Here is a 16,044-nt window from a genome sequence, read left to right on the forward strand (position 1 = left end):
TGAATGATCCTCCTATCTGAATTTCAATAAAATCCCGTTCTTAAGCTGTTTTATTTTTTTCTCTCTCTTTAGAAAGAGTTGCTGGGCTGTTTCATGAGTTACTTCACTAAAGCTAATATGGTCTCCCGGCTTGGCCTGAGCAATAATCGGTAAATCTACCGATGATATTTGGCCAATTTTAGGATAGCCGCCGGTTGTTTGCCTATCAGCCAGGAGGACAATTGGATTGCCCTCTGACGGAACTTGAATCGAACCAAAGCTTACCGCTTCGGAAATAAGTTCTCCAGGATTCTCCAGTTGTAAAAAAGAACCCTTTAAACGGTATCCCATCCGGTCAGATTGGGGGGTCACTTCAAACGTTTGGCTAAAAAATTTTTCTTTGCTTTCCTGTGAAAATAAAGGATAATGTTTCCCCTTCATTACCCGGATGGATGGATCCTTCTGGTGAAGTGGGATTAAATCGGAGGCAACGGACCAATCCATTTCGATGAAAGGCTTGTCTCCGGCTTGAAGTGCCATGTATTCAAATAGGACCTTTGAAAGCTCACCTGGCAAGTTAAATGGCAGTGAGTCCCCTGCCTTAAAGGCACGCCCCTCGAATCCGCCAATACCCGCTCTTAAATATGTTGATTTGCTATCCATTACCTTGGGAACCACAAATCCTCCTGCCACAGCCAGATAGGCCCTGCTCCCTGTTATTGCAGGCCCAAAGGAAAGCTTGCTACCTTTTTTTACAAAAATGGTCCGCCAAATCCTTACTGGATCGCCATTAATAGAAGGAGACAAGTCGCCGCCACAAATGGAAATGAGGGTATCTTTATCAAAGTGAATAACCGGTCCCAATAATGTAATCTCCAAAGTAGGCTCGTTCTCTTCGTTGCCAACCAATATATTAGAAATGCGATGGGACAGTTGGTCCATCACACCACTTGCGATGACCCCGTATTTTTGATAACCGTATCTTCCCAAATCCTGGACACTTGTAAGGAGCCCCGGCTTAACTACCGTTAACATTATTTATCTCCTCCCAGTTCCAAGTATTCTTTATAGCTGATTGGTTTAAATTTAATTTTGTCTCCAGCCCTGAGGAGGGTTGGGGGTTCCTCATCAGGAAGGAAAAGTTCGACAGGTGTTCTGCCGATCAATTGCCAGCCGCCAGGTGTCTCGATTGGATACACCCCGGTTTGTTGGCCCGCGATGCCGACCGTTTTTGGAGGGATTTTTAATCGAGGGGTTTCTCTTCTGGGGGTTGCAATTTTTTCTGACATTCCACCGATATACGGAAATCCTGGTGCAAAACCAATCATATAGACAATATAATTGCCGCTTGAATGGATATGGATCACTTCCTCAGGGGTCAAGCCATTATGTTCAGCAACGAATTGTAAATCCGGACCAAGATTCCCTCCGTAACAAACTGGAATTTCAACAAGTCGTTGATTGTCCTCGTTAACGGCATGAATTCTGCCCAATAAGGATCTTAATTTTGTACAGACAATATCGTATGGAAGTGCGTGTATCTTGCTGGATTGATTCATCACCTTTACTGGATCATAAAACAAAGAAACAGTAGTGAACGCTGGTATGTATTCGACCATCCAGTCCTCTAAATTTTTATCAAAAAAAGAGGTAATCAATTTAAGATTTTGCTGAGTCTCTAAATTTATATCTTCACCAAGTTCTATTATGACCGCATGGTCTCCTAATGGCTGTAAGCTGTAATTCAATTTTTTCACTTCCTGTTGCTTTCAAAAATTATTTTCTTAATTATACTTTAATATTTTGAATTATGAAATAAATTTTAAAAATAGAAAGAGGATGAGAAGAAGAATGATTATATGGAGCAAAAAGTTTCTAATTTAATTACTTGAGTCTTGCAAAAATATTGTCGTTAAATCTGTCGGTTTATGACTAGTTTTGGAAAGTGCCAAAAAATAAGAATGACACCTCACTTTTAGTGGAAATGGAATGTTACCACACAAACCAATACCAAGAAAAAGGAGATGTCATAGGTTTATGGTATTATCCTGCACTCGTCAAGTTTGTCCTGTCCCTCGGTCTCGCATTGTCAAAGCCCCAAATGAAACACCTTATTTCCTTTATGCATTGCATCATTTTGTGTGAGGGCCGTAAGACTGTTTCTCAGATTCGGAAGAGTTGAGGGAATTCACGCGATCTTAACTGTATGACGAGATTCCTAAAAGAATCTCCCTGGTCTCCTAACAGGATGCAGAGGAGAAGGATGGACCATCTGATGTCCAGGATACGACAGGCAAGAAGGAAAGCCGGTGACTTACGGCCAATCCTTTTCCTGATCATTGACAATACCAACTGCCCAAAAACTCCCTCATCGAAAAAGATAGAAAGGCTTGAATCCCACCATTCACACAAAGATGGAAAGAGTGTCTGGGCCCATTGCGTTGTCACTTCCCATGTAATTGCCCAAGGACATTTTACGGAAATAGGGCCGGCAATCCCAGGAAAGGGAAGCATGAATGCCATCCATATAGTAATAGCTGTATTGCTCACTTAATTCAAAAATGCGGTCATGGTACATTTTTTTAGCAGTCCACTAAAGGGAAATGGACCCCAAACATTTATAAAGTGTTTTATTTCTTTTTCCCGCGCCAGTACGCTGCGCACTTTAACCCCACTGCGGCTGTAAGTTTTCAACCAATCGAGAGCAAATTTTTCAAAAGGCATATCTGATTCTTTAGTGAAGGTACCCTTTTCTTTCTATCCGCGCCGTGGCCTGTCCTTCTCTTTGGTGAGAAAAAACTATTTTTTCTAGTATAAATTACAGCGTCCGAGAATAAATGTTGAAAACAAGAGGATTGAATAAAAACATATTGACAAATTTATTTATTTATTATAAAATATTAAATTGTCTTTTATGTAGGTTATTTTTCTGTTTTTAATTAGGTAGAATAGCCTATATAATAAAAAATAAGAGCTTTGAAGAAATTTTGGTTATTTAGTATTAAACTGATGCTAAAAAGCTAAACGCTTCTCTTTCTAAGATGATGAATCTAGGAAAATAGTAGCGTTTTTTTTGTGTCACAAAATGCAATGATGACTAACTTTTAAATAAAAATGGAGGTCCATTATGGAAAAAATATCGCGAACAAGAACTGTTTTTTTACTCGTATTTCTTGTTATTGTTTGGGGAGTGAATTGGCCATTATCAAAAATGGCACTTCACTATACACCGCCACTACTGTTTGCTGGCGTAAGAACATTTCTAGGCGGACTTATCTTGCTCATTTTTGCATTACCTAGATATAAGAAACTTCACTTAAAGGAAAATTGGCATTTTTATATTGTTTCTGCTTTCCTAAACATTGTAATGTTTTACGGTCTGCAAACGGTTGGGTTGGGCTATATGCCAGCAGGACTATTTTCTGCTATTGTGTTTATTGAGCCTGTTTTACTTGGCATTTTTAGTTGGATTTGGTTAGGGGAGTCCATGTATGGATTAAAAATCATTGGTTTAATCCTTGGCTTTGCCGGTGTTGCTACAATAAGCTCTGGTGGTTTTACCGGTGCTATTTCAGTGTTTGGCATTATACTTGCATTAGGTTCTGCCCTTGGTTGGGGATTAGGGACCGTTTATGTTAAGAAAATCGGTAAGCGTGTCGATTCCCTATGGATGGTTACACTCCAACTACTTATCGGAGGAATCTTTTTATCATGTGTAGGTTCGAGCTTTGAAAGCTGGTCTAGTATCGAATGGAAAACACCCTTTATAACCAACTTACTTTTTATCTCTATCTTTGTCATTGCGTTTGGATGGCTTGCTTTCTTTACACTTGTCGGTTCGGGAGAAGCTAGTAAAGTCGGTTCGTTTACTTTCCTTATTCCGCTAATTGCTATTATTTGTAGTTCTTTTCTTTTACATGAATCTATTACAATTAACTTGGTAATCGGACTTTTATTCATTGTGTTAAGCATTGGTTTGGTAAATATTAAATTCAAACCAAAAAAGGAGGAAGAACAGAACGAGTTTTAGAGAAATGGTAATAATGTTCATTGATCAAATGTTGGGGCTGGATTCCATATAAACGCCCTATATTTTCAGGACATCTACAAAAAGATAATATAATCAGTAAGATAAACCATAATTCAACATTAACACTTAGATTTCTACATGTACCATCATTAGCTTTATAATGAAAATGCCCAAATGTGTATAAGATGAAAAGCTTACAGGAATATCAGCTTGAAGTATATGGCGAAAATATGGTGACTCTAACATTTTGCTAACGCAATCTCATTAAAAACGTTAAACCCTCGTTCAAGATGTTACACCTCAGATTCAGCAAGACCTTGAGATACCGAATTTTTTGCACACAATCTTAAAGATATTACAAACTCCCATCTTACGGGCGACGTAATGTAATTGAGGTTCTAAAACCTTCTTATATCTACCCTTAAACTGAAATAACAAAAAAGTGTGCATGGGCGTCGTTGACAAAAATACGATTCCCGGGCACACAAAAAGACACTAAAGAAGAAGGCCTTTCATCAGTTTACTGAACTGCTGCGAGACCTTTTTTTCATATATGGGCGGATATATAAGCAGAAATGTTCTTGGTTGACCTAAACAGTGTGATGTTTTTCTCTATTCCCTTTTAAGTAATTGTTTTTACTTGATTTCAACAATTTTTCTTATTAGCGAATGAGCATCATCCCTGGCAAAATTACATCTGTAAATTGCTCTTCACTGTTCAGACGGCGCCTTTTCAAAAATCTGCACACCCCGTGTTTCTATCCGCTCTGGCTTTGTATATATATTTAAGGACTTATTTCGGATAAAACCAACTGTCGTGATATTGAGTTCGTTTGCGAGTCGAAGAGCCAATTCAGTCGGAGCTGATTTTGAAAGAACAATGCCGCAGCCAATTTTGGCAACCTTCAGCAATACTTCAGATGAAATCCGGCCACTAAAAACGATAATTTTGTTTGAAAGCGATATAGAGTGCTGCAAACAATGGCCATAAATCTTATCTAATGCATTATGGCGCCCAATATCGGTTCTATCTACGATGATGCCGTTTTTATCACATAGCGCCGCGTTATGGACGCCTCCTGTATCCTGAAAAATAACGGATGATTTTTGCATAAGCTCCATCAGTTGGAAACATTCTTCTATAGACACCGTGACATCAACATTTCCCAGCGGCTTTACTGTTCTGGCATCATTATAAAAATAAAAGCTTTGGCGGCTTTTTCCACAGCAGGAGGTAACAACTCGTTTAGAATGAAAAAGCTCATCGAGTTTGTTGACCTTATGGGTTTTCACAATTGCACGTCCAGTTGTCTCGATGATTGTAAGTTCTTTTATTTCCGACATACTCCTGATGATGCCCTCTGAAGCTAAAAAGCCAATTACCAGCTCTTCTATATGATCAGGGCTGCAAACCAATGTCGCAAATTCCTGGTCATTTAAGATAATGGTAATAGGAAATTCAGTTACGATCGTATCTATGACTTTACTCAAGGCGCCACTCTCATAGCGCCATACTTCACTGTCCATTTTCATAGGCTGATCCATTCCTGTCACCCCTTGGTACTTCCCTCGATCGGCTGATCAAATACAAATATAGTCATGGCGGTATCCTCATCGAGATCGATATCAGAAAATAACCTTAATACCCTGGCGCCCATTAATTTTTCAAATTTGAGAAGAACTTCCGGCTTTTTATAAATTTGTTTTACCAATTTTGTCCGCGTTTCATGGACCATCTGCTTGCCGTTAGAAGTGTTTAACATAAATTTTTCTACATTGGTTAAGTTCCCTTTCATTTCACTAATCGCCCAGGTGCCAACGAACTTTGTGCTGATCTCTTTCGGACCATTTCCTACATATTCTTTCCTTATTTCACGAACAAGCATACTGAATTGATGTTCCAGGCTGTTTTTTGTCATTTCTAATCCTCCTTTGCTCTCACCAGACATTTTTTAAAGTAACAATAAGGAAACCATTTCGCACTCATTTAACGAATGTGTGTGGGTTTCCTTATTCCTTGTTATTTTTTTAAGCCTTCCCCAAGTCCCTTTAAAAGATTAACTCCAAATCCTAAGGCACGATTGATATCAGGATCTTTTAATGCTTTGACTAAGTCAAAAAGCCCAAACTTAACGTCCGACTTTAAGCCTTCCTCTGCTTTTTGCAATCCAGCTGACAGGCTTGAGATAAGCTTTTTTGTTGTTTCCGGTTCAGTTTCCGTTAAAATACCACCTGCAGCCATAGCATTATTAATCATGTTTGTGAGAGGTTTGCGCGTCAGTTGGCCGACAGCGATTTTTGCTACTTTATCTTTGGCTTTAACGAGACCTCCTAAAGCATCTATTATGCCGCTGTCATGTAATTCCTGCAATAGCTGCAGCGTCTCAAGAAGTGAATCTTTATTTTGCGCAACCCCGGAGAGAATACTCTCCAAGGATTCCGCTTTTATGTGTTCCTCTGTTATCTCTGTTCTTTGAATTGTTTTAATTGGTTTTGCCATTATGCATTCCTCCCATCATACAAACCTGGCTGTACATGCTCGTTTACGCTTGCAATAGGGGCATAGTCGCCGCGTTCCCACTTACGGTAAATTTCAAGACCCATTTGCGGGGTACGAGTGGCATTACGCGGGTTGAATTTTGGAAGTGGATTTTCTCCATCCAATTCAAGAATTTCCATACGGACTTTTGCTTGTTTGTATGCCGGTGTATGTGTCACCACATCAACAGCTCCACCGGTCAGGAGATTTACCGCACTTTCGTGACTGGACGAGTGCATTGGTACATAGACGGTTTTTCCTTCCACACGGTTTGTTACCAGAACAGGAACACGGATAGCACCATATGGTGATACAAGGCGGACGAGAGATCCGTCTTTCACGCCCCGCTCTTTTGCAAGCTCAGGTGATACCTCCACAAACACTTTCGGGAATTTGTAATTAAGCCCCTCTGATTTATGTGTTAGGTTTCCTTCGTGGAAGTGTTCCAAGAGACGGCCGTTATCTAATGAGAGATCGAATTCTTCCGGGAACTCTACTGGAGCCACATAATCAAACAGACCAAAGCGAGCTTTTTTATCCGGGAAATTAAAGCCATCTGTGAAAAGTAACGGTGTGTTTGATCCATCTGTTGAACCCCAGTTGAAGCTGTTCCATCCTTCTAGGACATCGTAGTTACACTGGCTGAAGAAAGGTGTTAAGCTTGCCATTTCCGCAAAGATTTCGCTAGGATGCGAATAATTCCAATCAAAGCCCATTTTATTCGCCAGCTCTGTAAGAATCATCCAGTCAGGCTTGCTGTTTCCTGTTAGTTCAAGCGCTTGGTATAAGCGCTGAACGCGACGCTCTGTATTAGTGAAGGTTCCGTCTTTCTCAAGAGAAGGAGCTCCAGGTAAAATAACATCCGCAAATTGAGCGGTTGTAGTTAAAAAGATTTCTTGTACAACAAGGAAATCAAGCTTTTCAAGCATTGCCTGTGTATGATTAGAGTCAGCATCAACCCATGCCATATCCTCCCCAGCTATGAACATCGCCTTCATATGACCTTCATCAATTGCTTCCAGCATTTGAATATTGTCTAGTCCAGGTGTTGCAGGGATATTTACTCCATAAGCATTTTCAAATTTTGCACGGATTTGGTCATCTGTTACAGATTGATATCCAGGGAAAATATTTGGCATTGTTCCCATGTCAGCGGCACCTTGTACATTATTATGTCCGCGTAAAGGATAAGCACCTGCATTTGGACGCATCATGTTGCCTGTTGCAAGAAGCAGGTTGGCAATGGCAACAGAAGTGTGCGAGCCAGCTATATTTTGGGTTACACCCATTCCCCAACAAACCGCTGTTCCATCAGCATCGCGAATCATTTCCGCCATTTGAATGAGAGTTTCTTTATAAATACCTGTTATCTTCTCAGCCTCTTCAAGAGAATAAGGCTGAATCATTTGCAGGAACTCATCATACTGATTGACATGCTCTTTAATAAATTTCTCATTATGCCAGCCTTGGTCAATCATGTACTTTGTAATGGCTGAAAGCCATACATAGTCTGTACCTTGTTTTGGACGAACGAATAAGTCTGCGCGGTCACCCATTTCATGTCTGCGCACGTCAACGGTAATTAATTTTTGGCCGTGAAGTTTTTGTGCTCGTTTAATTCGTGTTGCAAGAACCGGGTGTCCTTCCGCAGGAGCACATCCCACAAGGATAACAAGACCTGCGCCCGCAATATCTTTAATGGTTCCGCTATCGCCGCCGATGCCGCCGGTTTGCTGCAAGCCCCATGAAGCCGGTGACTGGCAATAACGGGAGCAGTTGTCAACGTTATTTGTTCCAAATACCTGCCGGGATAGCTTTTGGATTAGATAGTTTTCCTCGTTTGTCATTTTGGAGGAAGAAATAAAGCCGATAGAATCGCTTCCGTAAGTTTCCTTAATTCCGCCAAGTTTTTCTGCGACAAGAGTAAGTGCCTCATCCCAGCTTGCTTCCACAAACACATCGCCTTTGCGAATTAACGGTGAAGTAATTCTTTCTTGTGAGTTTACAAAGTCCCAGCCAAATTTCCCTTTTACACAAGTGGAAACACTGTTTACAGGAGCATTTTCGGAAGGTTCTATTTTTAGAATTTCATGGTCTTTTGTCCAAACTTCAAACGAACAGCCCACACCACAGAATGTACAAACTGTTTTTGTTTTCTTGATACGTGTATCGCGCATTGCAGCTTCCACTTCAGAAACGGCAAAAATGGTTTGGTAATCAGGCTCAACCGTCTTTACAAGGTCAATCATCGGTGTTAGCAGGTCATCTTCGATTCCTGTCATGAAACCTGCATTTCCAAGCATGGACTTTTCCATTAATGCATTACATGGGCAAACAGACACACACTGGCCACATGATACACAGGATGATTCGTTAATGCTTTTTCCGCCATCCCATAAAACACGTGGCTGATTGCTTTCCCAGTCGATTGTTAACGTTTCATTGACTTGAAGGTCCTGGCAGGTTTCAACGCAGCGTCCGCACAGAATACATTGATCTGGATCATAGCGATAAAACGGATGAGACATATCTACTTCATAATTTTTAGATCGATGCGGGCGTGTTTGGTGCTCGACTCCCATCATTTCAGCCGTATTATGTACTCGGCAATTTCCATTGTTATTGTCACAAACTGTACAGTATAATAAGTGATTTTCCAAAATACGGTCCATTGCTTCTTCTTGTGCATTTTTCGCAAGTTCGGAGGACGTTAATATTTCCATGCCATCTTCTACAACTGTAGAACAAGCGCGCATAATGTTTCCGTTCACTTCACACATACATGTATCACAACTTTGGACCGGTCCTAAAATATCAGAATAACAAATATGGGGATGCTGCATTTCCTGCTGTAATAAATAATCCAAAATGCGAGTCCCTTTTTCAATTTCATGAGCTGTTCCATTAATATGTACATTCACTTTTTCTGCCACTTTAATTCCCCCTTTGATTTCGTTACTCTTTAGAAACAAAACTTTCTAAGAACTGTTTCTTATCTCTCTGTTTAGTTATTAAAAATTCATTAGAAATACCCCCTGTAAAACGGATGGCTAAAAAGCGGCAAATCGTTTCAGGGGGATTCGATAAGCATATAAAATGCAAGCAATAGCCTGCCTTTTTTTAATGAGGGAAGCAGAATATCCGGGCAATGTCCATTACCTAATATCAATACATCCGGTCATTTTTGCTATTAATACAAATTTTTTATATATAAAACTTTAAAATTTAATGGTTATATTAAGCAGCCTTCTTTAATTTTGCATCAGACTGGTTTTGCAAAGAATCCTTATAAGAGACCCAATAGATTAGTGCTACGAATACAGCACCACCGATAGCGTTTCCAATTACCACCGGAATAAAGTTTGAAAAATAATCTGCCCAGCTGAAGTGACCTGCAAAGATAGCGGCGGGTATAACGAACATGTTCGCCACAACGTGCTGAAAGCCAATTGCCACAAATCCCATTATCGGGAACCAAATAGCCAGCATTTTCCCGCCGATATCCTCAGCACCATAGGCGAGCCAAACGCCTAAACATACGAGCCAGTTACAACCCACAGCGGAAATTAAACTCTTAATAAAGGTATCATCAATTTTCGCTTGTGCAATTGCTACAGTTTTAGTTAAAAACGGCCCTGTTTCTGTTAATCCGACAATGTGTCCAAAGAAATAAGCAACAAATACTGCACCAATGAAATTACTAATTAAAATTAACAGCCAATTTCTGAACAGCTGTCCTACCGTAGCACGTCTTGCGAGAACAGCAATTGGCAGTGCCATCATATTTCCTGTTAACAATTCTCCACCTGCAATGACAATTAACATAAGTCCTAATGGGAAAACGGATCCTCCTAAAAGTGAGCTTAAAGTACCCCACTGAGCTGGTAAATTTGCGATGACACGAATATCCAGCAGAAATCCAAGGGCAATAAAGGCTCCTCCTAAAAATCCTAATAAAAGTGTTTGTCCAGTGGGCATTGCTGCCTTTTTGGCACCAGCTTCTACAGCTAATTTTGCTATAGACTGCGGACTGTGAAATGCCATGTTTTTCTCCTCCTTATATAGGTTATTTTTATCAGCTGTCTTATTTTTTGAAAACTCTTAGTGAAATAGGCGTCGACTCAGTATTTTGAGTTTATGGATAATTTGTAAAATTAAAATACAAAAAACCCCACCATAAATCGGTATTCATGCATAACATGAACCGTTTTACAGTGGGGTGACAGCTTAAGCATTTTAACCATACTTGCAATCTTTCCCGCCATAGACGAAAAGTAGAACAGGATACCCAAACAATTCTCATTATCTGAACATCAATGAACCATTTCGTTTTCTATCAACGGTAAATAATATATCATGCAAAAATGGAAATGTGAACATTATATGAACTTTTTTTAATTTTATATTTGAAAAATAAGAATAGAATGTTTAAATGCTTGGGAGTCATATTCTATTTATATCATTCTCTTCGGTTGGAAAGTTTTTGAAATAGCAGCCTACTTGCTTCCTGAGTCAATCCTCCTGTTAGAAAAAATCCGTTAAGCCAATTGGTTCATTTATGTAATTGTAAGGGCTTATCGTTAGACTATCGACATATTTCCTTATATTTTGTAGGTAGGTCAATGTATAATACAGAATAATCAGACATTTAACGGAAACTGGAGGAGAAAAAGTAATGACCCAATTTGACGGCTTTGAGAAAAAACGAATACCAATCAAAAGCACTGTATCAAAAGGTGTAATTTCCGCGTCCATTCTTGCAAGCAGTGTACTGCTCCCACAATTGCCTATAAATCTTTCAAATCAAACGGTCGTAAACGCCGCATCGGTAGCTTATACTGTAACAGCTACCAATTTAAACGTACGGTCAGGGGCTGGAACGAATTACTCCCGCATTGGCAGCTTGAGACAAGGTTCAGCTGTACAAGTCATCCAAAAACTTAGCAATGGCTGGTACAAGATTTCTTATAATGGGAAAACTGGCTATGTCAGCGGCCAATATATAAGGGTCACTTCTTCTTCCTCATCACCTTCGCCAGTTTACAGATTAAATACAAACGGATTAAATGTTCGGTCAGGTCCCGGCGTACAATACAGCAAATTAGGGTTATTAAAAAATGGCTCAGTACTTAATGTTATACATAAAGAAACCAACGGATGGTATAAAATTAACTTTAATGGAAGAACTGGATATGTAAGCGGTCAATATGTAACAACCGGCAGTCCAGTCAAAACACCTGCCAGCAGAATACTTAATGTGCCGCTTATTGCACAGCGACCTGAACTGCCGAGTGGCTGTGAGGTAACCTCGCTCGCTATGGCACTTGCCTACTACGGAGTCCATGTAAACAAAACGACATTAGCAAAGCAAATGCGTTATGACTCTACTAAATTAGTAAGAAATACAAACGGAACCATTAGAACATGGGGTGACCCTGACGTTGGGTTTGTTGGAACGCCATTTGGCAACGGATATACCATCAATCCAGCTCCTTTAAAAAGGCTGCTCGACCGATACCGTCCTGGTGGAGTTAACTTAACAGGCAGAGACTTTTCCTCAGTAGAGCAGTATATTTTGCAGGGGAAACCGGTGCTGGCATGGTTTACGATCAATTTCAAGATGCCTTCTGCCCGATATTGGAAGACTCCTGGAGGAAAATCGATTTATACCCCAACTCCATTACACTGCATCGTGGTAACGGGAGTGGATGCTAATTATGTGTACTTCAATGACAGTGAAGTAGTAAAGGAAAATGTAAAAATATCAAAATCAACATTTATAAATATTTATAATGCCATGGGCAAGCGTGCACTTGCAGTAAATTAGTGAAAAGAGCATTTATGGATTAAACTCTGTAAATGCTTTTTTACTGTTAAAATCCTCTCCGCTATATTGATTGAAATTTCCAAATACTTTAGAATTAGATCAACTAAGGGGGAATGTCTATGAAAGGTTTGTATAAAAACTTCTTTTTTCATTCTGATATTCTAATTGCATTTCTGATATTTTTAAGCGGAGCTGCTACTGTATTATGGCAGGGACAAAATGTATGGGTGCTAGTCTATTTTATGTTTGGCATTTTGGTATTTGCAATAAGTGAATATTTCACACACCGTTTTCTCTTTCATGTTAAAGCACCTAAAAATCTACTTTTGCTTAAATTTTTAAAAAGAATTCATTACGATCACCATACTTATCCTGATGATTTAAAGCTACTATTCCTTCCCATCTGGTACAGCCTTCCTAACTTTTTCATTCTTTGCGCAATCTTTTATTATTTTAATGGAAAATTCCTCAATACTATCTCTTTCGGAACGGGCTTGATCGGCATGCTTCTGGTCTATGAGTGGAAGCACTACGTTGCACATCGACCGCTGAAACCGAAGACAAGGTTTGGGAGATGGATTAAAAAGGTTCATATCCTTCATCATTATAAAAATGAAAATTACTGGTTTGGCGTAAGCACCCCTTTTGCAGATTATCTATTTGGAACTTTTAGAAATGAAAAAGAGGTTGAAACTAGTAAAACAGTGAAGAACTTAGAGAAAAGAGTGTTATAGTTTTTCGATTAAAAACCATTGACACTTGTCGAAAAATGCAGTATATTTTCAATAGTTCAATAAGAGGTACCTTTAATTTAGTCCTGTGAGGCTAACAAGGTTGACGGCTATTCTACCCTGGGTAGAGTATATTTTTGCGGAGACTTTCTGTTAGATTCATAGCAGAAAGTTTTTTTTATGCCAAAAATGGTCAAGGTTAAAGGAATTTTGTACCTCTTCAATTTCATTATTGGAGGTAAACGTCATGGAAACAACAACTGGAACAGCTGTAGTTGCAAATAAGACTCAGCAGGAACATAAGGAATATGGAGCAGTCGAAGCTGTTCCAATGAGTGAAAGAAGCTTAAGTTTTGGAGATATGATTGCCACATGGATTGGGGCAAATGCAAATAATGGTTCCTGGTATGTTGGGGGAGTCGTCGCGGGTGCCGCTTTTGGCGGATCTGTACTGGTCACTTTAGTAGCGAACCCTATTGCTTACCTAATCATGGCTTTAATTGGATTTATGGGTTATAAGGTTGGAACTTCCACAATGGCTCTTACAAGACCATCCTTCGGTGTAAAGGGAAGCTACCTTCCATCAGTATTAAACAGTACACAGTTTATTGGGTGGACAGCGGTTAACACATTTATCGCCGCAATATCCGTCAGTCTGGTTTGTAAAGAGTACCTAGGATGGCCAGCATTTGGTGAGCCAGGCGGAAATAAAACCATGATTTTTGGAATTGTTGTCATGAGTGTTCTTCATCTGCTTTCCATTGCTATGGGACATAAATCAGTTAAATTAGTAGAACGTATCGGTGTTGTTTTCATTCTTATCCTGGGAATCTGGGAAACTATTGTAGTACTTCAGCATATTTCGATTCATGACATCATGAACTGGCAGCCGCCAAAAGGAAAACTACTGCCGATTGGATCAGCATTTGATGCTATGGCAGCCTTCAGTCTTGGCTGGGTACCGGCAATTGCAGAATTTACCCGCTATGGAAAAAATCGTGCTACTGCAACCGTAGCTCCGATGATTGGTGCAAATATTGGTGTTTTCTGGTTCGCTTTAGTCGGTGTAATTGGCGCTATCGGTACTGCCATTTCTACAGGTGTATATGATCCTAACAATTCAGATCCAAGTACGATTGTTACGAAGCTGGGACTTGGGCCAGTTGCTCTATTGGTTATTATTTTAACAAGTACAACAGCCAATGCGGTAAACCTGATGGCTGCAGGAATTTCTTTAACAAATGTCACGAAAAAAATTAAGCCGATGCCTGCTTTATGGCTGGTTACGATTATCGCTGCCATTTTAACTGTAGTACCTTTGTATATTGGAAGCTTCCTTGATTCCTTTATCGGATTCTTAGATTATATCGGAATGGTATTTGGACCAATATTCGCCATCACGATTGTTGACTTCTATCTTGTACGTAAGAAGGCATACGATGTTAACGAATTTGATAAGACAAAAGGCAAGTACTGGTTCCAGGGCGGTTTTAATCTAAAGGCAATGGCTGTATGGGTAATCGGAGTTGTTTTCTTCCTCTTAGTTCACAACAAAGCGATGTTTACAGGCACAATTGGTGCTACTTACCCAACAATCGCATTAACAGGAGTAATCTATTATATTCTCTCAAAACTATCGAAATAAGGTGAATTGGATGATATTAAAAAATGCCAGATTACGCGGAAAAGAAGGTCTTTGGCAGATAGAAGCCGAAGACGGCAACATTACAAAAATAGCAGAAAACGCCAGCGAGCAGGCTGGCACAAATGTAATTGATGCAGAAGGAGGACTTGTCCTTGCTCCATTTATCGAGCCGCATATCCATCTGGACACAACATTAACAGCAGGAGAGCCAAGCTGGAATGTGAGCGGGACTCTGTTTGAGGGAATCGAGCGCTGGGCGGAACGCAAGCAGTTTTTAACACTTGAGGATGTTAAAACTCGGGCAAAAAAAGCACTGAAGATGCAAATTGCACAAGGAATTCAATACGTAAGGACACACGTTGATGTTACCGATCCTAAGCTGACAGCTCTAAAAGCTATGCTTGAGGTAAAAGAAGAAATGGCACCCTGGGTAGACATTCAGCTCGTAGCTTTTCCGCAGGAAGGAATTCTTTCCTATCCAAATGGTTTCGAACTTCTTGAGGAGTCCGTAAAGATGGGTGTGGATGTGGTTGGAGGAATTCCGCACTATGAGTTCACACGGGAATACGGTGTTGAATCTGTTAAGAAGGCATTTGAACTGGCAGTTAAATATGATCGTCCGTTAGACTTCCATTGTGATGAAATCGATGATGAGCAATCCAGATTTGTTGAAGTAGTTGCGGCCGAAGCTTATCGTTACGGTATTGGCGAAAAAGTAACGGCGAGCCACACGACAGCTATGCATTCTTATAATGGAGCTTATACTTCTAAACTATTTAGGCTGCTTAAGCTTTCCAATATTAATTTCGTGGCTAATCCGTTAGTAAATATTCATTTGCAGGGCCGATTTGACACTTACCCTAAACGCCGCGGAGTAACCCGCGTGAAAGAACTTTTAGAGTCTGGAATTAATGTTTGCTTCGGACATGATGATATTTTTGATCCTTGGTACCCGATGGGAACAGGCAACATGCTTCAAGTACTTCAAATGGGACTTCATGTTTGCCAATTGATGGGCTATGAGCAAATCATGGAATCTATTGATTTAATAACGCAGAATAGTGCCAAAACACTTCAAATTGAAGATCAATATGGTGTTGAAGTTGGAAAACCAGCTAACTTTATTGTTCTCCCTGCAATGGATTCATATGATGCAATCCGCCGCCAGGTATCCGTGCGATACTCAATCCGCAACGGAGAAGTAATTGCTGAAACAAAACCAAGCACTCCAATGATTTATCTGGATAAGGAAGAAGCAATTGATTTCCAAAAATAATAGAATAAAGGCCGTTT

Annotated in this window: 13 protein-coding genes; 6 read left to right on the forward strand and 7 right to left on the reverse strand. The window is 39.9% G+C overall.

Features of this window, described 5'->3' with window-relative positions; all coding sequences use genetic code 11:
- Positions 1-12: 12 nt before the first annotated feature.
- Together G8761_RS22220 and pxpB are read right to left on the reverse strand one after the other, a co-directional pair.
- Positions 13-1,014 (reverse strand): 5-oxoprolinase subunit C family protein, encoded by a 1,002-nt coding sequence (locus tag G8761_RS22220; protein WP_166030144.1) that lies wholly within the window; start codon positions 1,012-1,014, stop codon positions 13-15.
- Complete coding sequence (pxpB, locus tag G8761_RS22225) at positions 1,014-1,727, reverse strand: 5-oxoprolinase subunit PxpB (RefSeq protein ID WP_166030145.1); 714 nt, start codon at positions 1,725-1,727, stop codon at positions 1,014-1,016. Before pxpB ends, G8761_RS22220 begins: the two co-directional genes overlap by 1 nt.
- Before the next feature lie 527 nt (positions 1,728-2,254).
- On the opposite strand from pxpB, the gene G8761_RS22230 reads away from it, so the two are divergent.
- Both G8761_RS22230 and G8761_RS22235 read left to right on the forward strand, forming a co-directional pair.
- A complete protein-coding gene (locus G8761_RS22230; protein WP_166030146.1) occupies positions 2,255-2,533 on the forward strand; it encodes a hypothetical protein in 279 nt (92 codons plus the stop codon).
- Between the two features lie 573 nt (positions 2,534-3,106).
- Positions 3,107-4,009: a DMT family transporter gene (locus G8761_RS22235; protein WP_166030147.1), complete on the forward strand. Its 903-nt coding sequence runs from the start codon at positions 3,107-3,109 to the stop codon at positions 4,007-4,009.
- 711 nt (positions 4,010-4,720) lie between these two features.
- Here G8761_RS22235 and fdhD read toward each other — a convergent pair.
- The 5 genes from fdhD to G8761_RS22260 form a co-directional block, all read right to left on the reverse strand.
- Positions 4,721-5,554, reverse strand: a complete 834-nt coding sequence (fdhD, locus tag G8761_RS22240; RefSeq protein WP_166030148.1) for a formate dehydrogenase accessory sulfurtransferase FdhD — start codon at positions 5,552-5,554, stop codon at positions 4,721-4,723.
- Between the two features lie 5 nt (positions 5,555-5,559).
- Complete coding sequence (locus G8761_RS22245) at positions 5,560-5,928, reverse strand: Na-translocating system protein MpsC family protein (RefSeq protein ID WP_166030149.1); 369 nt, start codon at positions 5,926-5,928, stop codon at positions 5,560-5,562.
- A 101-nt stretch (positions 5,929-6,029) separates the two neighbouring features.
- Entirely contained in the window at positions 6,030-6,509 is a 480-nt protein-coding gene (locus G8761_RS22250; protein ID WP_166030150.1) for a helical membrane plugin domain-containing protein, read from the reverse strand.
- A complete protein-coding gene (fdhF, locus tag G8761_RS22255; protein ID WP_166030151.1) occupies positions 6,509-9,481 on the reverse strand; it encodes a formate dehydrogenase subunit alpha in 2,973 nt (990 codons plus the stop codon). Before fdhF ends, G8761_RS22250 begins: the two co-directional genes overlap by 1 nt.
- A gap of 304 nt (positions 9,482-9,785) precedes the next feature.
- Positions 9,786-10,592, reverse strand: a complete 807-nt coding sequence (locus G8761_RS22260; protein ID WP_166030152.1) for a formate/nitrite transporter family protein — start codon at positions 10,590-10,592, stop codon at positions 9,786-9,788.
- A 631-nt stretch (positions 10,593-11,223) separates the two neighbouring features.
- Here G8761_RS22260 and G8761_RS22265 point away from each other — a divergent pair.
- From G8761_RS22265 to G8761_RS22280, 4 genes are all read left to right on the forward strand, one after another.
- Complete coding sequence (locus G8761_RS22265) at positions 11,224-12,375, forward strand: SH3 domain-containing protein (protein WP_166030153.1); 1,152 nt, start codon at positions 11,224-11,226, stop codon at positions 12,373-12,375.
- Positions 12,376-12,494: 119 nt separating this feature from the next.
- Entirely contained in the window at positions 12,495-13,109 is a 615-nt protein-coding gene (locus tag G8761_RS22270; protein WP_166030154.1) for a sterol desaturase family protein, read from the forward strand.
- Between the two features lie 244 nt (positions 13,110-13,353).
- On the forward strand, positions 13,354-14,751 hold the full coding sequence (locus G8761_RS22275) for a cytosine permease (RefSeq protein WP_166030155.1): 1,398 nt from the start codon (positions 13,354-13,356) through the stop codon (positions 14,749-14,751).
- A gap of 10 nt (positions 14,752-14,761) precedes the next feature.
- Entirely contained in the window at positions 14,762-16,027 is a 1,266-nt protein-coding gene (locus G8761_RS22280; protein WP_166030156.1) for a cytosine deaminase, read from the forward strand.
- Positions 16,028-16,044 lie beyond the last annotated feature (17 nt).

Source organism: Neobacillus terrae (assembly GCF_011393025.1).
Taxonomy (GTDB): Bacteria; Bacillota; Bacilli; order Bacillales; family Cytobacillaceae; genus Neobacillus_A; species Neobacillus_A terrae.